This is a genomic window from Chryseobacterium rhizosphaerae, assembly GCF_003385455.1.
Lineage (GTDB): Bacteria > Bacteroidota > Bacteroidia > Flavobacteriales > Weeksellaceae > Chryseobacterium > Chryseobacterium rhizosphaerae.
The window spans coordinates 1-24,650 of the sequence record NZ_QNUF01000026.1; the positions used below are offsets into that span (position 1 = coordinate 1).

The following is a 24,650-nucleotide window of genomic DNA, read 5'->3' on the forward strand; positions in this document are numbered from 1 at the left end:
TTTCTTTACTTTATGTGTTTTTATTTTCATTAAAAAAGAAAGTGATTTCTGGATTTATTCTCTGTTACAAAGTGCCGGGTATATAGGAGCAGGTTTGGTAGGACAATATCTGTTAATTAAGAAATATAAACTGAAATTTATTTTTCTACCCTATAAAATAATTGTTAACACGATAAAAACAAATTCATCAATTTTTATCAATCAGTTTGTACCTACTTTATATAATAATACAAGTACCTTTTTACTTGGGATTTTAGGAACAGCTCAGTTAGTGGGTATTTATCAAGCTATTTTAACAATTGTAAACCTGATTGTAACCTTGATTGAAATTCTTTCCCGTGTTTTTTTTCCTTTTTTAAACCGCAAAAAAGATGCATTTCAATGGTATAAAAACATGATGTTGATTACCATAAGTGTACTGATAATTGGTGTACTGGCTTTTAATAAAGTGATTTTTTGGTATTTAAATGTGAATTATGATAATGCTTTTTGGATATTATTGATATTAGCAATAGGATTATTTGGCTATACACTATATAATATTTTTGGGCTTAATTATTTTATTGTACATCGTCAGGATAAGCTAGTCATGAAGAATACATTATTTGCTTCTGTTTTAGGGTTTATTCTTGCATATCCGTTGATTCATTTTTATTCTGTATTAGGAGCTGCAATTAATTTATCCCTAGCAAGATGTGTGATGGGTGGAGGATTATATTATAAATTTTTTAGAACAAAGAAATGAAGATAGCAATACATCATCGTAAAGGAAGTTTTTCAGATCGATGGATCGAATATTTGGAAGGACGAAATATACCTTATATCATCTTAAATGCTTTTGATAATAATATTATCAGGCAAATAAAAGAGAATAATGTATCCCATTTTATGTGGCATTTTGATCAGAATTATTTTGAAGATATGCTCCATGCAAGAACTTTGTTCAGAGCTATCAGCCAAATAGGGGTGAAAACTTTTCCTAATGAAGATGCTTACTGGCATTTTGATGATAAAGTAGCACAGAAGTATCTCCTGGAAGCACTGGGAGTTCCATTAGTAAAATCAGATGTTTTTTATCACAAAAAAGAGGCTGATGAATATATAGAAAGCACATCATTTCCTAAAGTCTTTAAACTAAAAGGAGGTGCCGGGTCAATTAATGTAAAACTTATTAAAACAAAAGATCAGGCAAGAAAAATAGTAAAACAGGCATTTGGCCGTGGGTTTGAAGCCTTTGATTCGTGGACGGTATTTACGGATACTATCGAAAGATTTTGGAGACAGAAAACACTCCATAATTTTCTTAGAGTTCTAAAATGGGGATTTAAAGGAATTTTTGTAGATAAACAATACAAAGTTTTTCCGAAACAGAGAAACTATGTCTATTTCCAGGAATTCATTCCTAATCTGACTTATGATATAAGGCTTATCGTTATCGGCGATAAATGTTATTATTTGAAAAGAAATACCAGAGATAACGATTTTAGGGCTTCAGGCAGTGGAATACTTGAGTTTGTACCGGGGAATTTTAATATACAGGCAATAAAGATAGCTTTTAAAATTGCGGATCAGCTAAATATGGGATGTGTTGCTTATGATTTTGTATTTAATACAGATAATGAGCCGCTCATCGTAGAGATCAGCTATGGCTTTCAACCTTATGTATATGACCAGTGTACTGGGTTTTATGATGCCAGTTTGAATTGGCATGAATCTAAAGTAAATCTGGAAAATGAAATGATTCATAATTTTTTAAAGCAATAAATTTTTAGATGAATATATTATTTTTAGAAGCAGTACAGTCTCATGGAGGTGCCAGGAAAAGTACACTGGAGTTGGCAGAGCGGTTAACGAAACAAAATCATACTGCCCATATTGTTGACTTTTGGGGGAATTGTGAAGAATTTGTTGAGGATGCAAAAAGTAGAAATCTGCCTTTGAAAATCCTTAACCAGAGAGATTCTGCTATTATTATACAATCTTCCAAAAATCCTTTGCAAATGGTTAAACAATTAACCAGTTTATACTTGGACCAGAAAAAAATGGAAAAAGTATTGAAGGATTATATAAAAAAAAATAACATCAATTATATAGTTGTTAATAATTCTAAAACACTTTCTCTGCTAAAAAAAGATGAATCTTATAAAATTATATTTTTTGCAAGAGGATGGTTTAATCTGAATTCGATTCCAAAATTGAAACGGATTTTATATCGGAAAAGAGTGGATTATTTCTTTGGCGTTTCACAATCTACAAGACAGTCTGTTTTTGCGGGGAGTTTTGCTCCGTTAAGTAATATTTTTGTGGTACCAAATGCTATTGATATTGAAAAAATTGAAAATTTTAAAAAAGAAAACCCGGTTGTAAAAACCGGAAAATTAAAAATATTGCACTGTGGAGGATTTTTAAAAGAGAAAGGCCAGCTTTTAACACTTGAGCTTGCTGAAAAGATGAAAGCTCAGGGAATTGATTTTGAAATTACGATTGTTGGAAGTTTATACGATGGAGCAAGTTCTGTAAATTTTTATAACGAAGTCAATGAGCTTATCAAAATAAAAAGTCTTGAAAACGATGTGAAGATCGTTCTTAATAGTAAAAATCCTTATCAGTATTTTAATGAAACAGATATGCTAATCCATCCTTCTTATACCGAAGGTTTACCAAGGGTAGTAATGGAAGCTCTGGCATTCAAGAAACCTGTTATAGCTAATGCTGTAGGTGGAGTTACAGATTTTATACTGAATAATTATACTGGTGTAATCTGTGATTTTAATGTGGTGGATGATTACTTTAATGCAGTGACCCATTTACATCATAACAGAGCTGAATATGAAAGACTTGCTGAGAATGGATATCAGCTGTTGTTAGCTAATTATACGCCTGAAAAGCAAGTTAATAAATTTGAAGATGTTCTAAAAAAATTATAATGTATGAAGACGATTACTGTTTTTACACCAACTTATAATAGAGCTTATCTGTTACCCCAGCTTTATGTCAGCTTGGTAAGCCAAACCAGTCAGGACTTTGAATGGCTGATTATAGATGATGGGTCGACCGATAATACAAAAGACTTGGTAAATGGTTGGCAAAACGAAGGGAAAATTATTATCCGGTATATTTATAAAGAAAATGGAGGTATGCATACCGGGCATAATGTAGCTTATGCTCATATCCATACAGAGCTGAATATCTGCATAGATTCAGATGACTTTATGCCTGAAAATGCAATAGAATTAATCATAGGGTTTTGGGATAAAAATAAAAGCGAAAAATACGCAGGAATCCTGGGGCTGGATGTTTATAAAGATGGAAATGTTGTTTCTAACCGAAACTTTCCTAAAGGAGTGAAATCAGGGAAATATTATCAACTGAAAGGGAAATATGGACTTAAAGGAGATATCAAATTCGTTTATCGTACTGATGTTATACGGAAGTATCCTGAGTATCCGGTTTTTGAAAATGAAAGGTTTACCCCACTGGGCTACAAATATCTTTTAATAGACCAGGATTATGATATGTTGTTTTTTAATGAACCTCTATGTGTTGTAGAATATATGGCAGATGGTTCTACAAAAAATATCATTACACAATACTTTAAAAATCCAAATGGTTTTATCCATGAACGAAAAGTTAGAATGAAATATGCTTATACACTGAAAGAAAGATTTATCAATGCTGTGCATTATGTTTCTTCGTGTTTGACTATAGAAAAGAAAGGAATTATAAAGGAAAGTTCTAATAAAGGTCTAACTGTTATTGCCTTCCCTTTTGGCTTATTATTGAATAAATATCTGAAAAATAACTATGACAGGAAGAGACCAATTTAAAAAATTTAAGTTGATCATCAATATCCTTGTAGGGGTATTTGGGATCTTGGGCAGGAAAGGGAACTATTTTTTTCTGTGTATGTTTAGAAATACTAATGGAAGGATAGGTTTGCTCCTGAGATATGTCTTTCTGAAGAATTGCGGACTAGAGGTAGGAGATAACGTATCTGTGCAGCCAGGTGTGTATTTGTTCAATCTTCATAAAGTAACAATAGGAAATAATGTAAGTATACATCCTATGTGTTATATAGAAGGAGCAGGTGGGATAAAAATTGGAGATAATGTCTCTATTGCTCATGCTTCTACATTAATATCAACCAATCACACATGGACTGATACCTCTATTCCAATTAAGTATAATCAGGAAACACTGAGTCCTGTAATAATAGAAGATGACGTATGGATAGGCTGTGGGGTAAGAGTTTTATCGGGAGTTATGATCGGCAAACGATCAATTGTTGCAGCGGGTGCTGTAGTCAATAAATCATTTGAACATAATAGTATGCTGGGAGGTATTCCTGCAAAAATGATCAAGAAAATTAATGAAAACTAAACTGATACGCATAACAACGGTACCGATTTCTTTAAAGGTTTTATTGAAGGGACAACATCGATTTATGTCAGAATATTTTGACGTAAAAGGAGTTTCGTCGTCCGGAAAGGAACTGGATGAAGTGAAAAATGATGAAGGAATTGAAGTCATAGCAATTGATATGTCCCGTCAGATCACTCCTATTAAGGATATGAAGTCTTTATGGAGTACTTATAAGCTTTTAAAAAAGGAAAAACCAAACATTGTTCACACTCATACACCTAAAGCAGGTATAGTAGGGATGTTGGCAGCAAAATTGGCGGGAGTTCCCCACCGTCTACATACTGTGGCTGGTTTGCCCCTGATGGAAGCAACAGGTACGAAACGTAAAGTACTGGACTTTGTAGAAAGATTGACTTATTCCTCTGCAACAATGGTTTATCCCAATTCAAAAGGATTATATGAATTTATCTTACAAAATAATTATACAGATCAAGACAAATTAAAAGTAATAGGGAATGGTTCTTCGAACGGAATTGATACCACATTCTTTTCGCCCGAACAAATTAGTGATACGCAGAAAGAGCTTTTAAAAAAGGAATTAAATATAGAGGATACAGATTTTGTATTTGTATTTGTAGGACGTTTGGTAGGAGACAAGGGAATAAACGAACTGATCACTGCTTTTTCTCAGATAAGTAAAGAAGCAGAACCACCACACCGTTCTAAATTATTATTGGTGGGCCCACTGGAGCAGGAGCTCGATCCACTGCATCCGGATACTTTAAAAGAAATTGAAAATAATCAGGATATCATATCTGTAGGTTTTCAGAAGGATGTTCGTCCTTATTTTGCGATCGCTGATGTATTGACATTTCCAAGTTATCGTGAGGGGTTTCCTAATGTAGTGATGCAGGCAGGAGCAATGGAATTGCCAAGTATTGTTTCTAACATCAATGGATGTAACGAAATTATTATTGAAGACCAGAATGGAGTCATAGTTCCTGTGAAAAATGATGGCCAACTGAAGGAGGCAATGGAGAAAATGATATCGGACAAAGATTATTACCAGCACTTAAAAAAGAATGCACGGTCCATGATTCAGTCCCGCTACGAACAATCAGTGGTTTGGAATGCACTATTAAATGAATATAAAACTCTAATTGAAAAAAAATAATATCATGTATCAATTTTTTTTAAAAAGGGCTATAGATTTTCTGATTGCATTGATAGGGCTTATTTTGCTGGCTCCTGTTTTTATTATTGTTATGGTCTTACTGTATTTCGCAAACCAGGGTAACCCCTTTTTTGTACAAACAAGACCAGGTCTGAATGAAAAGATGTTCAACATCATTAAGTTTAAGACAATGAATGACAAAAAAGATGAAAAAGGTAATTATCTGCCTGATTCGGAACGTTTAACACCCGTGGGAAGTTTTATACGCCAGACTTCCTTAGATGAGCTTCCACAGCTGATCAATGTATTAAAAGGAGACATGGCATTGATAGGTCCAAGACCTTTGTTGCCACAATATTTGTCTTTGTATAATGAATCTCAGAAACGCAGACATAATATCCGTCCAGGGATTACAGGATGGGCACAGGTGAATGGGAGAAATGCCATTTCCTGGACCAAAAAATTTGAATTAGACATTTGGTATATCGATCATTTGTCATTTGCAACAGATTGCAAAGTGGTTATCCTTACCTTAAAAAAAGTACTAAAAAAAGAAGGGATAAATCAGGTAGGACAAGCAACAATAGAAGCCTTTAATGGCAGTAATTAATTTTAAAAAGTAGATAGTATGTATTTATATGGAGCAAGTGGTCATGGCAAAGTAGTGGCTGAGGTCGCTGAAGAATGTGGTTATAATATAAAAGCTTACATTGATGAAAATCTGTCTAAGCATAAAATACTAAATTACCCTGTTATTCATGAGATTCCGCCTTTTGATATAGATGTATTTATTTCTATAGGCAATAATAAACTGCGGAAGAAAATAGTCAGTCAAAATGAACAGTTCAATTACGCTACACTCCTTCACCCAAAAGCGATAATCTCTAAAAGATTACAGATAGGGGAAGGAACTATTGTAATGCCCGGTGTTACTATAAATGCGGCAACTGATATAGGAAAACACTGTATTATCAATACCAATGCTTCCGTTGATCACGACTGTATTATCGAAGATTTTGTTCACATTTCACCTAATGCGGCACTTGCAGGAAATGTAATAGTAGGGGAAGGAACCCATATAGGAACAGGTGCTAGTGTCATACAAGGAATAAAAATTGGGGAATGGTGTACCATTGGAGCCGGCGCTGTTATTATTAACGATGTCCCAGCCGGATCTACAGTGGTAGGCAACCCCGGTAAAATTATAAAAAGTAGAAGTTTAAAAATCCAGAACAGTAAAAATATGAAATCAAAAATATGGTTATCATCTCCCCATATGGGTGGAAACGAATTAAAGTACGTCAAGGAAGCATTTGATTCAAATTGGGTAGCCCCCTTAGGACCAAATGTTGATGGTTTTGAACAAGATTTGGAAATATTCTTGAGTGAAGATGTGAAAATAGCTGCACTTTCTGCAGGAACAGCTGCCCTACATTTGGCATTGATAGAATGTAATGTTAGCCATGGAGATGAAGTGATATGTCAGTCTATGACATTTTCTGCCTCTGCCAATCCAATTGTCTACCTGGGAGCAAATCCCGTTTTTATAGATTCTGAAAAAGATACCTGGAACATGTGTCCCGTAGCTTTACAGGAAGCCATAGAAGATAGAATGGCAAAAGGTAAAAAACCTAAGGCTATTATTGTCGTTAATCTGTACGGGATGCCGGCAAAAATGGATGAAATATTATCAATAGCTAATAAGTACGATATTCCTTTAATTGAAGACGGTGCCGAATCATTAGGCTCCAAATATAAAGGGAAAGCTTGTGGTACTTTTGGACGCTTTGGTATTCTCTCATTTAATGGTAACAAAATTATTACAACTTCCGGAGGAGGTGCCTTAGTATGTCACACTGATGAAGATAAGGAAAAAACAGTCTTTCTTTCCACACAGGCCAGAGATAATGCCCCACATTATCAGCACTCTGAAATTGGATATAATTACAGAATGAGTAATATTAGTGCAGGAGTTGGAAGAGGGCAAATGGAAGTGTTAGATGACAGGATAGAAGGCCGTAGAAAAATGCATGATTTTTATTGCGAAATTTGTAAAAATATAGAAGGAGTAAAAGTGTTTTCAGAACCGAATTCCGATTTTTATAGCAATCACTGGCTATCTGTTATTACCATTGACGAAACAAAGACATCAAAGAGCTATGAAGACCTGCGTCTGGCATTTCTGAGCGAAAATATAGAGTCCCGTCCTATCTGGAAACCAATGCATTTACAGCCTATATTTGAAGATGCACCTTACTATGGTGGAAAAGTAGCCGAGGATCTGTTCGGAAAGAGTTTATGTCTGCCATCAGGATCTAATTTATCAGAAGATGATAAAAAGAGAATTGCAAAAGTAATGGTAGAAGTTTTTTCAAATAAAAAAGAATATTCGGTATTATCATAATTCAATCAGCAAATAGTGCTGTTATTTCACCAAATACAATTAAAATACAAAACAACACCAATAGTTTTTTGGTGTTGTTTTTTATAATAGGGAAATTCAATTAAAATAAACCTTGGTACATTCTAATAAAGAATTCTACGTCCGTCAAGCTTTATAATTTCCTCATTGACCATTTTTTTTACGATTCTTATTACTGTTTCCACCCGCAGACCGGTCAGATCAGCAATCTGCTGGCGGGTAAGCTCCACCGGAAAGCAATGTTGGCAGTCTCCATCATAGTAACTCTTCAGATACTCCATTAAGCCCTGTAAGCGGTGAATAGGATTTTGGGAAGCCATATTCCGAACCATTAAGCTGTTATAATATAATCTTTGTGACAGGCACGCATTCATTTCTAAAGAAAGATCAGGATGTTTTTGTAGCATGTCTATGAAATTAGACTTTGGCATTCTAATAATCTCTACGGCTTCTAAGCTTACCGCATTGGTAGGATAGAGCCTGTCTATAAACAGAAGCGGATCTCCAAAACTTTGATTTTTACCCAGAATATTCTGGATAAATTCTTTTCCATCATCATTAAATGTATTCAGCTTTACCTTACCGCTTATCACCTGGAAATAATACAATGAATGTTCTCCTTCTCTGAAAATAAACTCTTTTGCTTTATATCTTATACTTTCACCACCAAATGAATGAAGAATATTTTCATCAATATTCATACAACTAATCGTTTTTTTCATAACCCTAATTTATTAATCTTATTCTATATTTTATAGTGTAAGTGAGAAAAGCTTTCGAAAAACGAAAGCCCGTATAATTTTCAAAAGGATGAAGTTAGTGTGTTCCTGATAGATATGCAACCTGTTTTTTCGGCAGAAATTTATATGGAGCTATGATCAACACCATACGAAATAAAGACACAGGCTATCCTCCTTCTGTATAATTTCAGGATTAGCATATAAATGAGTACTGCTCGTAGAGTAGTATAAGAATAAGGTAGTGTATGAGCGGCACGAGCGAGAAGCCCGCGCCAGAGATGCGAAATTTAATTAAGCTGGTAATTAGATATCACTAAGCTCAAAATAAAATGTACATAATCCTGTTCAACATCTTTTCTGTTGATCAGTTTATTTTTATATTCGTAAGAACTCAGCTTTCCTATCAATTCCTGATAAGCTTCAAACTGATCACCTTTAATTTTTATTCTTACGTTACCATCTCTTCTTTTAATCAGATCATCATCTAACGTTCTCACTTTAAATAAAGCTTCACATAACGTTGGACGGGATTGCATAGATCCAATATATCTTTCTACAATATTAACTTTGAACGAATCAAATATGATCGTGTTAAAAACAATTTTAGAGTTAGGCTTCTGCGTATTAAGCTCAAGCTTATAATTCATTAATTTAAATTTTGGTAAATATAAGGTTAATTATGCCAAAAACCAGTACCAATTTAATAGATCGTTCCCATTATAATGATTGAATTTTATTAATTCTATAAAAAAGAGAACATTAAAAAAAGGAGTTTTTGTTCACGATGTGTGGATATTTTATACTGCAAATAGCATAGAATAAGCTGATTTTAAGTAGTATCCTGAGAAGAATAATTAGAGGTCTTACATTACAATCCTATAAAATTATCAGCTTATAAATGAGTGATAAGTAAAAAAGCATCGGATTTTTTCTATTCTTTATTTTTTTCCTGATAGGCATTTACGTAAATTTATTCTCTGTAAACAGAAAATATACTAATATCAATACAATGGAGAGATATAATTATGGAATGATTGGCCTTGGAGTAATGGGTCGTAATCTTCTTTATAATATTGCAGATAATGGTTTTTCAATCGCAGGATTCGATCTTGATGAAGTGAAAATAAAAGAATTACAAGAAGGGGCTTCTTCACAAATGAAGGTAAAGGGTACAGGAACTTTGGAAGATTTTGTAGCTGCACTGGAAACACCCCGAAAGATTATTCTTATGGTTCCTGCAGGTAAGCCCGTAGATGCAGTCTTAGAAAATATTACACCCCTTTTAAGCAAGGGAGATATTGTTATTGATGCAGGGAATTCATATTTTAAAGACACCAATAGACGCGTTGAAGATTTAGCTTCAAAAAATCTGCATTTCATGGGAATGGGAGTTTCAGGTGGAGAAAAGGGAGCCAGAACTGGTCCCAGCATTATGCCGGGAGGAGATTTGGAAGCATTTACCCTTCTTCAGCCGATGCTTGAAGCCATTGCCGCAAAAGTAGATAATGAAGCCTGTACCGCATATATGGGAAAAGGTTCTGCCGGAAACTATGTGAAAATGGTACATAATGGAATTGAATATGCCATTATGCAGCTTATCAGCGAAGCATATGATCTTCTCAAAAGAGGAGCAGGATTAAATAACGATCAGCTCTACGAAGTTTTCAAAGAATGGAATAACGGAGAAATGAATTCTTTTTTGATCGAAATCACAAGAGATATTTTTCAGCAGAAAGATTCATTAACCGACAGTTTTCTTGTAGATCAGATTTTAGATAAAGCCGGAGCCAAAGGAACCGGAAAATGGACTTCTGAGCAAGCTATGGAAATTGGTGTTTCTATCCCGACAATTGATATCGCAGTAACATCCCGAATTTTATCAGCATATAAAGAAGAGCGAATTCTGGCTTCCCAATTGTATTCTGAAAAAGAAATTACAAGTCCGGAAGATATCAAGCTATTCATTCAGGAAGTGGGAGATGCTCTTTTTCTGGCCACATTAATCAGCTATGCACAAGGTTTGGCTTTACTGGTGAAAGCGTCAGAAGAGTATAGCTTCCAGATTCCGCTGAAGGATGTTGTGAAAATATGGAGAGGAGGCTGTATTATCCGTTCGGTATTGCTGGAAAAATTCTATGCCGCATATACCAAAGATCCTAACCTTTCTAATATTTTACTGGACCCGAATATTGCTGTTCTGGTTAAATCAAAAATTAAAGCATTAAGAAAAACAGCAGGATATGCTGCCGAAAATGGAATTTCAAGCTTAGGAATTCAAACGGCTTTAGGATATTTCGATGCCTATACTACAGAGTCTCTACCGGTAAATCTTATCCAGGCCCAACGTGACTACTTTGGGGCACACACCTATCAGCGAATTGACAGAGAAGGTGTTTTTCATACGGTATGGAATAGTGTAAACAATTAAAATTCGGAAAAATGAATGAAAATAAAATCTTGCAGCCAACTACAATCATTATTTTTGGTGCTACAGGAGATCTTGCTAAAAGAAAACTTTTTCCGGCGTTTTATAATTTATATATCGACGGCAGAATGCCCAAAGGCTTTAATATTATTGCACTAGGAAGGGCAGATAATACCGACGAATATTTTAGAAATTATATCAAAGAAAATCTGGAGAAATTCTCCAGAAAAAAAATCACTTCCGAAGATTGGGCAGGTTTTCAGGCTCATATTACCTACTTTCAGCACCAGCTGGATCAGGAAAGCTCATATCAGGATCTCCACCAGAAATTAAAAGATTTTGATACCGTTTACGGAATGAGAGCCAACAGGCTGTTTTACTTATCCATTGGTCCTAATTTCATTGCTACGATTTCCAATCATATCAAAAATACATCTTTAGCTTCTGATGCTAAAAAAGACCGTATTATTATTGAAAAACCCTTTGGGCATGATAAACAATCTGCGATTGAGCTCAACAGCCTTCTGTCGCAAACATTCGAGGAAGAGCAGATTTACCGTATCGACCATTATCTGGGGAAAGAAACCGTACAGAATATATTGGCATTCAGATTTGGGAATTCGATTTTTGAACCTTTATGGAATTATAAGTACATAGAATCAGTACAGATTACGGTAGCTGAAGAAGTAGGGGTGGAAACAAGAGGCGCTTTCTACGAACAGACCGGAGCGCTGAAGGATATGATTCAGAATCACTTATTGCAGATTCTTTGTATGGTTGCTATGGAACCGCCGGCTTCTATACAGTCAGGTGAGATTAGAGACCGGAAAGTAGATGTGTTGAAATCTATTCGTAGAATTTCACCGGATCAGGTAGACCATTATGCAGTAAGAGGTCAGTATGCAAAAAGTACGATCAACGGAGTGGAAGCAAAAGGCTATCGCCAGGAAGATGGAATTGCTGCGGATTCTAATACAGAGACTTTTGCAGCGATAAAATTCTATCTGGACAACGAAAGATGGCAAGATGTTCCTTTTTATGTTCGTACCGGAAAAAAAATGAAAGAGAAACATTCTTATATTACCATTCAGTTTAAGCCTCTTCCTCATTCTACTTTTTCAGGAAGTCCTCATCTTTTATCAGCCAACAGACTTATTATTAATATTCAGCCGATGATGGATATCAGACTGCAGTTTATGACCAAAAAGCCAGGACTATCGCTGGTTTTACAGCCGGTAGAAATGATCTTTGATAATTTTGTATGTCAGGAAGATAATCCGGAAGCTTATGAAACCTTATTATTGGATGCCCTTTTGGGGGATCTTACCCTATTTATGCGTTCCGATCAGGTGGAAGAAGCCTGGGATGTTGTCAAAACAATTCAGGAAGCCTGGGAAAATAATAAAGACTCATCTTTTCCAAACTATAGTGCAGGAAGCTGGGGACCGGAAGAGAGTTTTGCTTTGGTAGAAAGACAGGGCCACAGCTGGGTATAATACAATCAATTTAAACAGACGAAAATGAATATTACAGTATTTAATGATTTAGAAAAACTGTACAGAAAGGCGGCAGATACATTTGTTGATCTTTCAAAAGAAGCTATCCGTAAAAATAACCGTTTTACAGTAGCTTTAAGCGGAGGTTCTTCTCCCAAAGCGATTTTTAAATTGCTGGCAACAGAGGAATATGCAGGAAAAATTGAATGGAATAAACTATATTTTTTTTGGGTGGATGAGCGATGGGTTCCTCTGGACGATGAGAAAAGTAATGCACGTATGACATTTGAGGAACTGCTTAATCAGGTTCCTGTGACTAAAGACCATATTTTCCCTATGTATCAGGAAGGAATACTTCCGGAAGATTATGCCAAAGAATATGAGCAACAGATTAAAAGTGTTCTTGGTAAGGAAGGTATTTTTGATTTTATCCTTTTAGGGATGGGAGACGATGGCCATACTGCCTCTTTATTTCCAGGTGAAGAAGTTCTGGATGAAAATGAAAAATGGGTTTCTGCTTATTATCTGAAACCTCAGGAAATGTTTAGGATCACATTGACTGCACCGTTGATCAATAAAGCTGAAAATATACTGGTTGTAGCCTTCGGAGAATCCAAAAAACATGCATTGAATGAAGTATTACAGGGAGAATATAATCCCAAATTATACCCACTACAGCTTATTCATAAAAAAGAAGGCTTTCAGTTTTTCACTGATGAAAAAGCAAAAGGATAGTCTATTATAGATAGATCTTAGATTCAGGTTTAGAGCAGGAAAGCTTACTGCTCCTGACACCATAAAACAGTACCATTGGATTTCTAATGGTACTGTTTTTATTTCTTAGCAGTGTGATTGAGTATTTGTCATCCGAATATAAAACGGACAATGTACTGCCTATAAAAATAAGAAACGTCAACATATGTAGAGTTTTTTGATGCTCTTCATCGATACATTTGTTTTCAATAATTCAAAACAAAAAATATTATGAAACGTATACTATTTAATCTATCTGCTCTTTGCATAGGGGTTCTGGCTTTTTCACAAAACACGAATAATCTTAAACCAATCAGATCCAATACTATGAATACTATTACTCACAAAAATCCAAAAACTCTTTTTGACCCGACACCGTTTGCATTTTCTCATTCTACAACTCATGAAGGGGAGGGGAAATATGTATTTATATCCGGACAAAGCGGAGGAGAAGGCTTGAAACACAATCTTTCAAAAGATTTCAGAACCCAGGTAAGATTTGCTCTGAAAAACCTGGAAACGGTACTTGCAGATTATGGACTGCAAACCAGGGATGTTCTTAAAATTACCATACTCATTGTAAATCATAATCAGGAAAAGCTTAAAATATGGACAGAAGAAATGCATAATGCATGGAAAAGCGATGAATTTCCGGCAAGTACATTAATTCCGGTTCCTACACTGGCTTTGGATGATATGCAGATAGAAGTAGAAGCCATTGCCTTTATGAAAAACTAAAACCAGTTGAACCCACTTTTAGACTATAAAAAAGGCTTTCAGAACAACTGAAAGCCTTTTTATTTATTTGAAATGAAACATTAATCTTCCATAGCCTCACCGGACTTTCTGTAGATGAAGTTCCCATAAATATGTCTTCTTGCAAAACGGCTTGGTGAATCCGAATTAACCATTTTGATATAGGTGTTTCTTGGAACACCAATATATTCATACATTTTTCCGTTCAAATGCTGAACTTTTAAAATCTGTTTTTCAAGATAGAAATCCTGAATATTTGATTTTGTTGTCGTTTCCGTATATTCTTCCTTATATTTTTCCTGTGTTTCAGGATTAATACTTACCAAAAAGTGGTAAGCCTCAATCACAGATTTGCTCTTTTCTTCTGCTTCCAGTTTTCCAGCTTCATCATTAATAAACTTATCAGGATGGGAATCTTTCATCGTATTCCTGTAAATAGTCTTTAATTCTTTTAAAGTAACAGTTTTGTCAACTCCAAGAAGCTTTCTGTGCTCACCAATTCTTTTCATATTTTGAATCCTTATTTTCGGGGTGCAAAATTAAGAAAATTAATTCAAAAAAACGTAAGTTATTCATTATTAATTTATTTCGAGCCGGAAAAAAGAGTTGTTAATTCCATAGTATCTCACTATCAAGATGCTATAAAACAAAACAGCATCATTAGTTTTCTAATGGTGCTGTACACAGTTCACATTTTTACCTTGGTAAAATGGTGTTCGAAATAATCTGCTTAATCATATTTGTGTTCCATCATCATTTGCATTACTTCGTAAAAACAATCTTAGTCTGAAGGAATAAATCGGGAAAACCTTGTAACGTGAGGATCATTCAGTGTTTATCTGCCTTTTTCTACAGCTTTTAGGATGACTGCTGTGGCAAAAGGTGATACTGACTGACCCTTCACGAAAGTTTGGAATATCTTTTTACAACTTCAATTAAGTGTTTTTTAATATATAAAATGGTATTAGTTTGCACAAATATACACAATAAGACACTACGAAGTGTCTAAAATGATAAAAATTTTTCATAAACTTGTATATTGAATGTTTATCATGGAGAGAAAATCAGCAGCAGGCAGTATCCGAAACAAGGAACGCAGTAAAAAGAAATTTTTGGATGCGGTTGGAAAAATTCTGAAAACAAAAGGATATGCAGCCTTAAAAATCAATGATATTGCTGCTACAGCGGGAGTAGACAAGAAAATGATCTATACCTATTTTGGAGGAATGGATGGTCTGATGGATGAATATATACGTTCGCAGGATTACTGGAGTAATGTAACAACCGAACAGACATTGCCTGATTTATCAGACGGAGGAAAGTTACTTACGGAGCATTTGTTACTCACACAATTTGATTATGTATTCAGCAACAAAGAGTTTCAAAAATTATTACTGTGGCGTTTATCAGAACCCAGAAAGTCATTAGCAAAACTGACCGAAAGACAGGAAGAAAGCGGAGAAAATCTGTTTACACTTATTGGAGACCCCTATTTCAAAGAACATTCTCAAGATTTTCGTGCTATTATGGCTATTATGGTTTCAGGACTGTATTACTTGAATCTTTATTCTTCCCTGAATGGCAGTATTTTTTGTGGGATAGACGTCAATACCCCTGAAGGGCGTGATAAAATCAAAAAAGCAGTCTCTTTTCTGGTAGAACAAACCTATGAAAAACTGTAATATTCAATCCTTATTACTACAAAAACGTCCCATAAAATAAAAAATGCTGCCCTTTGAGAGCAGCATTTTTATAATTCCTATTCAACAACAATACTTTCAATGCCTTTTTGCAGAGCTGTTTCCTGAATAACAGGAACGGATAAACCTTCAGCCCGAACCACTGAGATATCGTTCATTCCCATAAAACCAAGTGTTTTTTCGAGATAAGGAATTACAAAATCGTAACCTTGTTTTTCACCTTCGGAATAAATTCCACCACTTGAAAAAGCCAGGTATACTTTCTTGTTTTTGACCAATCCCTCGGGCCCGTTTTCGTCATACCGAAAAGTAACACCTGCTCTGGCGATATGATCAAGCCAGGATTTCAAGGTAGACGTTATACTGAAATTATACAGAGGAGTTTCAATGACGATGAAATCTGCTTCCTGCAGTTCCGAAATTACAGTGTCAGAAAGTTTAATAAATTCTAATTGCTCAGGAGTACGGTGTTCAGCAGGGGTAAAGAACGCTGTGATTTGCTTCTCTTCCAAATGAGGGAAAAGGGGATTGGTCAAATCACGTTTTTTTAAAATAATTTCGGGATATCTGTTTTTAATTTTTTCTACCACTGCGCTGCCCAATTTTTTGCTTACTGATGATTCTGTTCTGGGACTTGAAATAATATGAAGTACTTGTTTCATTTTTTTTATTTTTTTAAAAATTTGATATTTCAAAATTATTTATATTTACTAAAAAAAAGATAGTAGTTACCAAAAGGTTAGTAATAACTTTTAGGTTAGTAACCCCAAAAAGTAAGTAAAATGGAAGAAGAAAAACCAACGTACTCACAGCCTCAATGTACTACCCATCTATCTGCTACTGAAGATGCTTTATACGTTCTTGGTGGAAGATGGACTATACGTGTAATGATAGCCATCTTGGGGGGACACACCCGGTTTAACGAACTGCAGCGAACGATACATGGAATTTCTGCAAGAGTATTGTCGAGTGAATTGAAAAAACTGGAGGTCAATCATTTGGTAGAGAGGTCGGTTCTTGCTGACCATAAACCTGTTTTAGTGGAATATATTCCCACTGAATACAGCCAGTCATTAAAAGATGTAATTGCTGCTTTAGCAGACTGGGGCGTAAAACATAAAAAGAAAATTACCGCCTGACGGGGCCACTATTCCCTACATTTAATTAATTTATTTAAATAATGACAAGATGATTATATGTGAAGACCTACTATTTTCTCATGGGGCCCGACTGGAAAAATACAATGTAGGGGACTATATTTTTGAGGAAGGAACAGGTGCTAAATATTATTTGCAGATAAAGACAGGCACGGTAAAGCTGAATACTTTTTTGGAAGATGGAAAAGAGTTTGTGCATGGGCTGCCTTTTGATGGACATTGTATTGGAGAAAGTTATTTATTTACCACCCATCATTATGCTGTCAATGCCATTGCCGTTACAAACTGTGAGATCATAAAGATTTCCAAAAATAAGATTGTAAGCATTTTACTGGAAACTCCAACGTTAATGTTGGAATTGAGCAGGTATACAGCAGACAGACTGCATTTCAGGTATATGATCTCGAGCTTTTTGGCTATTTCTGACCCTATGGTCAAGCTTGAGAAGCTTTTTGATCATCTTAAAAATTATTTCGGATTTGAAGAGGCTTATTCTTTTCTGATTCCTTATACCAGGCAGCAGATAGCCACTTTAACGGGTCTAAGGGTAGAAACTGTGATTCGGAATGTCAAAAAAATGCAGGAGCAAAACCTTGTTAAACTCGATAACACCAAGATTTATTATTAATTTTCAAAAAGCTTATTAAAAAGAAAAGTTGAGGTATCCCTTAAAGAAGTATTGCTCCGGCTCTGTAAACTGAACATTATTTCAATATCAAAACAGGTTGATGGGTATTCTGGTAAATCCCTTCGGAAATACTTCTGCTTGCCAAATAATACAGGAAACTATGCCTGCCCGGTAATGCAATGATAAGATCAGTTTCATGGGAAGAGGCAAAATTCAGGATCCCGTTGATAATGTTTTCATCGTATGAATAATGAATACTGCTTGGGATCTCAGTAAGATGCAGACGGATATACTCTTCCAGTTCTTTCTTCTTGTCAGTACTGGTATCCTCACCTTCATGGGTATTTATATTTAAAAACTGTAAACGGACATCCTGCTTTTGAATAAGAGACTTGTGATGAAATAATCTCTCTAATTTTTTAATGCCTTTGACATCGCAGGGAATAAATATATTCTTAATGGGAGTATAGCTGTAGCTATTGGGAACAATTAAGGTTTTGACAGGGCTTGTTCTTGCAATGCTTATAATATTGTCCGAAACATAGCTGGTGGTAGTAGAAGCAGAGTCATCACTTCCCAGGATAATCAGTTCCACGGATGGCTGATTATTTAAAATCTCATTGATACTTCTTGTAACAGCCCAGTCACTGAGCACTTTTGAAACTTTTATATCAGGTGCCTTTTCTGTAATCATACTGCTTAGCTGATTCAGCAGTGTCTCTGTTCTTTCGAGTAAATTATTGATGTTTTCTTCATTAACGAATGAATGTCCTTCCGCTATATGAAGAAAATCAAATTCAGATTCTCCCGCGGTTTTTAACAGAATAATATGCTCATATTCGTAATGTTTTGCCCATTCTGCAGCCAGTTTTACTGCATTTTCTGTTGTTGATGTAAAATCAATGGGTACAAGGATTGTTCTCATATTTTATTATTTTAGATCCTGATTATTCAAGGTTGGCCGTCATTTTTCTGACCAGAATAAGGGCTTTGTTGATCTCATCTTTATGAAGATCTCCAGCTGCTTTTTCATAAAGCTCCAGGGCCAATGGGTAGATAGCTTCTATGGTCTGCTGTCCTTTGGACGTAAGAAAAATCTGTTTATTTCTTCGGTCATTCTCATTTTCAATCCGTTCTACTAATTCCCGCTTTACAAGATTGTTGATGAGGTAGGTGATGCTGGACTTGTCCTTGCTCACCTGAGTTCCAATTTCCTGCTGGTTGATACCGTTATTGCGGGAAAGAAGACCCAAAATCTCAATCAGTTCAAAAGAAAGATCAGAATCATATTCATTAATCTTGGACTGAATCTTTTGTCGTAACCGACTTTTCATCTCACTCATAGCCAGCCCTAGTTCTAAGGCCAGTTCTGAAATATGGGTTGATTTTGCAGGCATAATTTTTAATAAATAATTATGATAAGTATAAAAAGAACTTCTCATACTTTCCTAACAAATATACTCAAAATTAGTTTTAATTAAAACTAATTGGTCGCAAAAAAGAGATAATTTTTCTGTTGATTTTTACATCTTAAATAGCTTGTCTGCTAACGGTGAAAAATCAATACATTTGTTTGGGCTGATCTGAAATCCGGAAGAAAAAAACTAGCCGAAAAAGAAAGATGAAAAATAAACTGACGTTGCAGCAACTCCAGCTTTTAACCCTGGAAAGCCAGGGACTGACAAAAAAATCTCCGTTTGGAACGGGAAAAAATGCTGTACTTAATGCCGTGGAGCATCTTGGATATATACAGATAGATACCCTCTCCATTATCGAACGGGCCCACCACCATACACTTTGGACGAGAATTCCGGATTTTCAAACAGATTACCTGGAAGAATTGGTAGAGGAACGCAAGATATTTGAATATTGGTTTCATGCAGCTTCTTATCTGCCTATCCAGGATTTCCGTTATGCTTTACCCCAAATGCTTCACGTTAAACAGGACGCCTCTCATTACTATAATGCAGACAAGAATGTAATGCAAGCTGTAATAGATACCATTCGTGCAGAAGGTCCTAAAAGAGCCAGAGATTTTGAAACCCAAAGCAGCAAAACGGGTAGCTGGTGGAATTGGAAACCCGCAAAATTAGCCCTTGAGAGACTTTTTATGCAGGGAGATTTAATGATCTGTGGACGCAGGGGTATGCAGAAAATGTATGATCTCACAGAAAGGGTATTACCCAAAAGCATCAGTACAGCAGAACCTGCTCCCATTGAATTTGCTGAGTATTTAATAAAAACCTATCTCAGGGCCTATGGATTTACTACAGTAAAACAAATAACGCATCTGAGAACCGGAAATGTACTAAAAGCGAATGTAAATAAGGCTTTGCAGTCCATGATGGAAGAGGGGACACTCAGTAAAGTAGATGTCGAAGGTTTGCCTCCGGTTTTTATACAAAACAATTTGCTTGAAAAAACATTCAATTCTACACCTTCCCATGTCAGGTTGCTGTCTCCGTTTGATAATTCCATTATTCATCGTGACCGTATTAAGCAGATTTTCAATTTTGACTTCCGCCTTGAATGTTATACTCCAAAAGAGAAAAGGCAGTATGGCTATTTCTGTTTGCCTATCTTATTCGGGGATCAATTTATCGGAAGGGTAGACTGTAAAACTCACAGGAAAGATAAAAAATTTGAACTGATCCATTTATTTATTGAAAACACCGATATAAGCACTGAAGTATGGCTGGAACCTTTTATAGAAGAGGTAAAGCGTTTTGCCGCATTTAATGGCTGTGAATCTCTGATACTGACCAAGGTAAGTCCTTCAAAACTGACAGCAGTCATAAAAAGAGCCTTATTTCGAAAAGAATCTAAAGGCGGAGGCATGACATAAAAATGCCTCATCGTAAAATAATGAGGCTTACCATATTTTTCTGTGTAAGAGTATTCCTTATCTGAACGTTATTTTCCCACGATATTTTCCAGAACTATATTTTTAATTGAAGCTTCCTTATAGCTCCAGTACTGGCTGTCATGGGGCATTTGGTTTTCAAGAATAACCAAACTTGTGTCAGTGGAAGGAAAATAAACATTCATGCAGGTGAAACCATCTCCAAGTCCAGTAATTCCGAAATAATTCAGTCCTTTTTCCGTGATAATTTTAACGCTGTAGCCAAATCCCATACTTTCTTTCCCGAAGGCATTATGTTGAGACTTTGTAGAAGGAGTCATCATCATCTTCTGGTATTCAGGAGAGAGTAGCTTGCCTTTATAGAGAGCCTGATCCCATTTTGCAAGATCTTCAACGGTAGACACAATTCCTGCTGCAGCTAGTAAGTCCTTATTTAAAAATGAGTTTTCAACCTTTTGAAATTGGTTTTCCTTATTCATAAATCCGGAAACTAACGCCTGATTATGTTGCGGATCATAGCAGAATGTTTTTTCCATTTTCAGTTTTCTGAAAAGCGTATTGGCCAATTCTGAAAAGCTTTTTTTAGTGGTATTCTGAAGAATTTTCCCCAAGAGGTTGTAGGATAAATTTCCATATTTGAATTGTGATCCCGGTTTAAAAGCCAATGGCTTGTCTGTATCAACAATACCATGGGTATGGTTCAGAAGGTGGTGGATGGTTACCGAGTCTGCCCAGGATTGTTTCAGTTCCGGTAAATATTTTTTGATGGGAACCTGAAGGTCAAGATTCCCTTTTTCAGCAGCCTGTAAAACCAACACGGCTGTGATTTGTTTAGAATTAGACATAATCTCAAACTGATCGTCAGCTTTCAGGAGAATTTTCTTCTCAAAATCTTTGTATCCATGGGATTTTATAAATTTTGTTTTTTCACCCTGAGATACCAATACGACACCATTGAACTGTATAGGTGCTGATGCCGTCATAATGCTGTCTATTTTTTTGAAATACGTTTCTGTTTTCTGAGCATTCAGATTCAGTGCTCCGGTGATCATGCAGATTGCAGTGATACTGTTTTTTATAAATGTCATTTTTTTTGCTGAGATTTATTTTTCTAAATATTCCAGTACTTTCTGGGTCATATATTTCCTTTCTTCAGGCGTTACATCATTATCCATACTGCTGTGATGGATGGTCGTGAATTCTACGACCATACCATATTTTTCTTTCTCATCTTCTAAAGGTAAAACTCCTTCATCTGCAGGGTAATCATCGGAGCGGAGAGTATAGATCTCAGGTGATTTTGTTCTGGGTAATGTCATTCTGCGGTTGTCGAGGGCAATCACTTTATGAATCAATGCCGGATATTGATGAGCAAATAATGCCGTCATATCACCACCGTTAGAATGCCCTATTACAGCAAGTTGACTGTAGGTAAGATCAGGGAATTCTTTTTTCATTGTATTCAGAACAAAAAGGATATTTTGGACCCCGCGTTCCCAATTGGGTCTCCTTGTCACTTGAAGTTTTCCGTCCATAGCCAGCATTTCATCCGTAGGAAGCTCGTGTTGGATACTAACGACAAAATATCCTTTGGAAGCAAGGAATTCTGTCAGGTAAGAATAGATAAAATAATCACCACCTTTATTTTCACCCCAACCGTGGCTGAAAATCACAGGGATTTTGTTTGCATTCGCCTGATTGGCAGGTTTGTATATGGCAACCGGAATTTTTCTGTGTCTGGATTGATCAAAATACGTTAAAGTATCACGTTTGAAATCTCCGGTTGTATCAGAAGATATATTCTTTTGTACAGAACACTGGATGGAAAAAATACTTAAGAAAATGAATAGGAATAACTTCATTGGAAAATTAGTAATTGTTGAAGGTCTTTTTTAGAGGGGAGGATCGTCATTTTTTGATGCCTTATAGTTCAGGCGGACTAATAGATTGTTAAAATGAAAAGAAATTTTCTCTCCCGCAAAGGGTTTATTCTTTGCTGTAATAATTATATGTGGCTCTAGCAATGTCCGCAATTAATTTTTCGGTATCAGTTCGTTCTTCAGTTATATTTTTCAGATAAACGGAAAGGATAATATGTTTTCCATTTGGAAGTTTAAAAATTCCAACATCATTCATTGCTGCCCTCAGTTTGTTTTCATTGGTGCTTGAAATACCTGTTCTGTGGGCTAGCTCGGTATGATCAGGCAAGCCTGCTTTCATCCATGTCAGACCACGGGATGTTTCTGTCATAATTCGATAAAGGTATTGCGATGTATTTTCTTTCAAAACTTTTCCATTATAGAATTTTTCAAGCAAGGCAGTGGTGGCAATAGGAGTTGTAACGTTTAAATAGAGGTTATCCCAGTTTGACATTTGCTGCTCGTTCACTTGAATGATAAAATCTTTAATACCTTGCTGATTAATAAACTTTTGAACAGGTTCAGTTCCGCCAAGAATTCTTAAAAGAATGTCGCAGCCGTTGTTATCACTGTGAGAAACTGTATATTTTAATAGCTGATCAAGAGTCAAATTTATATTTCCATTGGGGAATTCTTCCTGGATAGGGCTCCATGTCCCGGGAAGAAGATCTTCTTTTTTGATAAAGAATTTCTGATTCAGTTTTAGCTTACCTTTATCAACCTGATCTAGCACTGCCAGAGCAATATGAAATTTAAAAACACTCATCATGGGCATCATGCTGTTTCCATTGATGCTTAGAGTATCTCTATCTTCGATATTTTTTATGGAAATGCCTACCGTTGCATTTTTAGAGGTAATAATCTGCTGTATTTCTTTTCGTAAACGTTCAATGGACTGTGCATGTATTTGAATACTGATGACACTTACAGAGATCAGGAAAAGCATTTTTTTCATTTTGTGGAAAATTAGTTTTTTTATTTTTTGGCGGAGGTTATCCTAATTACTGTAAAAACTTTATTCTGGATCTTGCGATTTATACTGAAGAATATCTGCTAATTTAATAAAAAATGGTGTGAGCTTTGTTTTGAATAGTAAAAAAACAGAAAATTTAATTTTTTTTAACCTTTCTATATTGATCTATTGCTTTAATGAATGATAAGACCTCTATGTTGAATGCGGCCAGTCATCCGATGGTGATAGGAAATGCTGTTGCAAAGGTTACAAAAAAAATAGCCTGTTAACGGGATTCCTTTGGATATAGGATATTCCATTAACAGACCAGGTATTTTTTTAATGGGATCAATTACTCACTGACAGTTTTATTAAGCCATTCCAGAATATCAGCATAGACTTGTTCTTTGATATCCTCATTTAATATCTCATGTCTCATTCCGTCATACAAATTCAATTGTACATTTTTGAATCCATCAGCTTTTAAATTGTCGACAGTAGATTGTACCCCCTTACTAAAGTCTCCCACAGGATCATCAGCTCCACTTATAAAAATGAAAGGAAAGTCCTGAGAAATAGATTTTGACCAATCTCTGGCAGTTGCCGTTTCCATCACTGAAAAAAGGGTATAGAATGCATTATTGCTAAAGGGGACCCCACACAATTCATCAAGCATGAAAGCTTTTCTGTTTTCTTTATTTACACTTAGCCAGTTGGTACCGTAGTCAAATTCTTCATCCTTAAAATGACTGTTGCTTAGTTTACCAAATAATTCGGCGATAAGTTCGCTGCGATTATAGGGAGATACGGAGCTGAGAAGAGAAAGCAGCCCTTTAGCGGGTCCAATAGCCGGGTTTTGACCACCTGTTCCTATGATGACAGCCCCTTTGAAACGGGATGATTGTTTTCTTAGTAAACATCTTGTAATAAATGATCCCATTGAATGTCCTATAATAAAATGAGGGACTTCCGGATAACTTTTTTCAACGAACTCAGCCATATTTCTGGCATCCCGTATAAGTCGTTTTTCCGGGGCTTTTAAAGTGAAAAATCCCAGTTCCTCTTTAGTTTTTGCTGTTTTCCCATGTCCTAAATGATCATAGGTAAGTACTGCAAAACCTTGGTGAGCCAGGTACTTGGCAAAGTCTGCATAGCGGCCACTGTGCTCCTGCATACCGTGAAGGATCAGTATAGTAGCTTTTGCTGTTGTTTCAGGTTGGTAGAAGGTGTAGTATAACTCATGGGTTTCATCACTTACAACACTGGGTAAGTAATTTGAAGTCTCTTTCATCTTTTTAAATTT

26 protein-coding genes and 1 pseudogene are annotated in these 24,650 nt (G+C 35.6%); 17 read left to right on the plus strand and 10 right to left on the minus strand.

The genetic code is table 11. The annotated features are described in order from the left end of the window. From DRF57_RS18335 to DRF57_RS18375, 9 genes and pseudogenes are all read left to right on the plus strand, one after another. A partial coding sequence (locus DRF57_RS18335) for an oligosaccharide flippase family protein (RefSeq protein ID WP_157969915.1) occupies positions 1-745 on the plus strand: 745 nt, incomplete at its 5' end. Beyond that, positions 742-1,764 carry an ATP-grasp domain-containing protein gene (locus DRF57_RS18340; RefSeq protein ID WP_115920086.1) on the plus strand — a complete coding sequence of 341 codons (1,023 nt, stop codon included), beginning with the start codon at positions 742-744 and terminating at the stop codon, positions 1,762-1,764. The genes DRF57_RS18335 and DRF57_RS18340, both read left to right, overlap by 4 nt. Before the next feature lie 8 nt (positions 1,765-1,772). Then, positions 1,773-2,927 carry a glycosyltransferase family 4 protein gene (locus DRF57_RS18345; RefSeq protein WP_115920089.1) on the plus strand — a complete coding sequence of 385 codons (1,155 nt, stop codon included), beginning with the start codon at positions 1,773-1,775 and terminating at the stop codon, positions 2,925-2,927. Positions 2,928-2,930: 3 nt separating this feature from the next. Then, on the plus strand, positions 2,931-3,827 hold the full coding sequence (locus DRF57_RS18350; protein WP_115920091.1) for a glycosyltransferase family 2 protein: 897 nt from the start codon (positions 2,931-2,933) through the stop codon (positions 3,825-3,827). Then, on the plus strand, positions 3,805-4,380 hold the full coding sequence (locus tag DRF57_RS18355) for an acyltransferase (protein WP_206607204.1): 576 nt from the start codon (positions 3,805-3,807) through the stop codon (positions 4,378-4,380). Before DRF57_RS18350 ends, DRF57_RS18355 begins: the two co-directional genes overlap by 23 nt. Before the next feature lie 64 nt (positions 4,381-4,444). After that, positions 4,445-5,536 (plus strand): glycosyltransferase family 4 protein, encoded by a 1,092-nt coding sequence (locus tag DRF57_RS18360; protein WP_047485890.1) that lies wholly within the window; start codon positions 4,445-4,447, stop codon positions 5,534-5,536. Between the two features lie 4 nt (positions 5,537-5,540). Continuing rightward, entirely contained in the window at positions 5,541-6,146 is a 606-nt protein-coding gene (locus DRF57_RS18365) for a sugar transferase (protein WP_115920173.1), read from the plus strand. Positions 6,147-6,164: 18 nt separating this feature from the next. After that, positions 6,165-6,725 (plus strand): annotated as a pseudogene (locus DRF57_RS18370) (acetyltransferase); the annotation flags it as partial. 54 nt (positions 6,726-6,779) lie between these two features. Then, the gene (locus tag DRF57_RS18375; protein WP_115920175.1) at positions 6,780-7,940 is read left to right on the plus strand and encodes an aminotransferase class I/II-fold pyridoxal phosphate-dependent enzyme; all 1,161 of its coding nucleotides are present in this window, start codon (positions 6,780-6,782) and stop codon (positions 7,938-7,940) included. Between the two features lie 122 nt (positions 7,941-8,062). Here the strand turns inward: DRF57_RS18375 and DRF57_RS18380 are convergent, their stop codons facing one another. After that, positions 8,063-8,680, minus strand: a complete 618-nt coding sequence (locus tag DRF57_RS18380; protein WP_228450367.1) for a Crp/Fnr family transcriptional regulator — start codon at positions 8,678-8,680, stop codon at positions 8,063-8,065. Positions 8,681-8,985: 305 nt separating this feature from the next. After that, positions 8,986-9,345 (minus strand): hypothetical protein, encoded by a 360-nt coding sequence (locus DRF57_RS18385; protein ID WP_047485886.1) that lies wholly within the window; start codon positions 9,343-9,345, stop codon positions 8,986-8,988. A gap of 362 nt (positions 9,346-9,707) precedes the next feature. Between DRF57_RS18385 and gndA the strand changes: the two genes are divergently transcribed. The 4 genes from gndA to DRF57_RS18405 all read left to right on the plus strand — a co-directional run bounded on the left by gndA (position 9,708) and on the right by DRF57_RS18405 (position 14,110). After that, positions 9,708-11,126 carry an NADP-dependent phosphogluconate dehydrogenase gene (gndA, locus tag DRF57_RS18390; RefSeq protein ID WP_115920093.1) on the plus strand — a complete coding sequence of 473 codons (1,419 nt, stop codon included), beginning with the start codon at positions 9,708-9,710 and terminating at the stop codon, positions 11,124-11,126. Positions 11,127-11,137: 11 nt separating this feature from the next. After that, the gene (gene zwf / locus DRF57_RS18395) at positions 11,138-12,619 is read left to right on the plus strand and encodes a glucose-6-phosphate dehydrogenase (RefSeq protein WP_115920095.1); all 1,482 of its coding nucleotides are present in this window, start codon (positions 11,138-11,140) and stop codon (positions 12,617-12,619) included. A 24-nt stretch (positions 12,620-12,643) separates the two neighbouring features. After that, complete coding sequence (gene pgl / locus DRF57_RS18400) at positions 12,644-13,354, plus strand: 6-phosphogluconolactonase (protein ID WP_115920097.1); 711 nt, start codon at positions 12,644-12,646, stop codon at positions 13,352-13,354. A 249-nt stretch (positions 13,355-13,603) separates the two neighbouring features. Further along, positions 13,604-14,110, plus strand: a complete 507-nt coding sequence (locus tag DRF57_RS18405) for a RidA family protein (protein WP_228450368.1) — start codon at positions 13,604-13,606, stop codon at positions 14,108-14,110. 80 nt (positions 14,111-14,190) lie between these two features. Here the strand turns inward: DRF57_RS18405 and DRF57_RS18410 are convergent, their stop codons facing one another. Further along, positions 14,191-14,637 (minus strand): KTSC domain-containing protein, encoded by a 447-nt coding sequence (locus DRF57_RS18410; RefSeq protein WP_047485877.1) that lies wholly within the window; start codon positions 14,635-14,637, stop codon positions 14,191-14,193. A 543-nt stretch (positions 14,638-15,180) separates the two neighbouring features. On the opposite strand from DRF57_RS18410, the gene DRF57_RS18415 reads away from it, so the two are divergent. Continuing rightward, a complete protein-coding gene (locus DRF57_RS18415) occupies positions 15,181-15,810 on the plus strand; it encodes a TetR/AcrR family transcriptional regulator (RefSeq protein WP_047486316.1) in 630 nt (209 codons plus the stop codon). Between the two features lie 77 nt (positions 15,811-15,887). Here DRF57_RS18415 and DRF57_RS18420 read toward each other — a convergent pair whose 3' ends face one another. Then, complete coding sequence (locus DRF57_RS18420; protein WP_084087756.1) at positions 15,888-16,490, minus strand: FMN-dependent NADH-azoreductase; 603 nt, start codon at positions 16,488-16,490, stop codon at positions 15,888-15,890. A 120-nt stretch (positions 16,491-16,610) separates the two neighbouring features. On the opposite strand from DRF57_RS18420, the gene DRF57_RS18425 reads away from it, so the two are divergent. Further along, positions 16,611-16,967: a winged helix-turn-helix transcriptional regulator gene (locus tag DRF57_RS18425; RefSeq protein ID WP_047485873.1), complete on the plus strand. Its 357-nt coding sequence runs from the start codon at positions 16,611-16,613 to the stop codon at positions 16,965-16,967. A 49-nt stretch (positions 16,968-17,016) separates the two neighbouring features. Beyond that, positions 17,017-17,613, plus strand: a complete 597-nt coding sequence (locus DRF57_RS18430) for a Crp/Fnr family transcriptional regulator (protein WP_047485871.1) — start codon at positions 17,017-17,019, stop codon at positions 17,611-17,613. 76 nt (positions 17,614-17,689) lie between these two features. On the opposite strand, the gene DRF57_RS18435 is transcribed toward DRF57_RS18430, so the two are convergent. Together DRF57_RS18435 and DRF57_RS18440 are read right to left on the minus strand one after the other, a co-directional pair. Beyond that, positions 17,690-18,538: a universal stress protein gene (locus DRF57_RS18435; protein ID WP_115920099.1), complete on the minus strand. Its 849-nt coding sequence runs from the start codon at positions 18,536-18,538 to the stop codon at positions 17,690-17,692. A 22-nt stretch (positions 18,539-18,560) separates the two neighbouring features. After that, positions 18,561-19,010: a MarR family winged helix-turn-helix transcriptional regulator gene (locus DRF57_RS18440; protein WP_047486314.1), complete on the minus strand. Its 450-nt coding sequence runs from the start codon at positions 19,008-19,010 to the stop codon at positions 18,561-18,563. A 224-nt stretch (positions 19,011-19,234) separates the two neighbouring features. Between DRF57_RS18440 and DRF57_RS18445 the strand changes: the two genes are divergently transcribed. Continuing rightward, entirely contained in the window at positions 19,235-20,458 is a 1,224-nt protein-coding gene (locus DRF57_RS18445) for a winged helix-turn-helix domain-containing protein (RefSeq protein ID WP_115920101.1), read from the plus strand. Between the two features lie 68 nt (positions 20,459-20,526). On the opposite strand, the gene DRF57_RS18450 is transcribed toward DRF57_RS18445, so the two are convergent. From DRF57_RS18450 to DRF57_RS18465, 4 genes are all read right to left on the minus strand, one after another. Further along, positions 20,527-21,564, minus strand: coding sequence for a serine hydrolase domain-containing protein (locus tag DRF57_RS18450; RefSeq protein WP_115920103.1), 1,038 nt, complete (start codon positions 21,562-21,564; stop codon positions 20,527-20,529). A 15-nt stretch (positions 21,565-21,579) separates the two neighbouring features. Then, complete coding sequence (locus DRF57_RS18455; protein WP_115920105.1) at positions 21,580-22,338, minus strand: alpha/beta hydrolase family protein; 759 nt, start codon at positions 22,336-22,338, stop codon at positions 21,580-21,582. A gap of 124 nt (positions 22,339-22,462) precedes the next feature. Continuing rightward, positions 22,463-23,350, minus strand: coding sequence for a class A beta-lactamase, subclass A2 (gene bla, locus DRF57_RS18460; protein ID WP_115920107.1), 888 nt, complete (start codon positions 23,348-23,350; stop codon positions 22,463-22,465). A 349-nt stretch (positions 23,351-23,699) separates the two neighbouring features. Next, positions 23,700-24,638 (minus strand): alpha/beta fold hydrolase, encoded by a 939-nt coding sequence (locus DRF57_RS18465; protein WP_115920109.1) that lies wholly within the window; start codon positions 24,636-24,638, stop codon positions 23,700-23,702. Between the last annotated feature and the right edge of the window lie 12 nt (positions 24,639-24,650).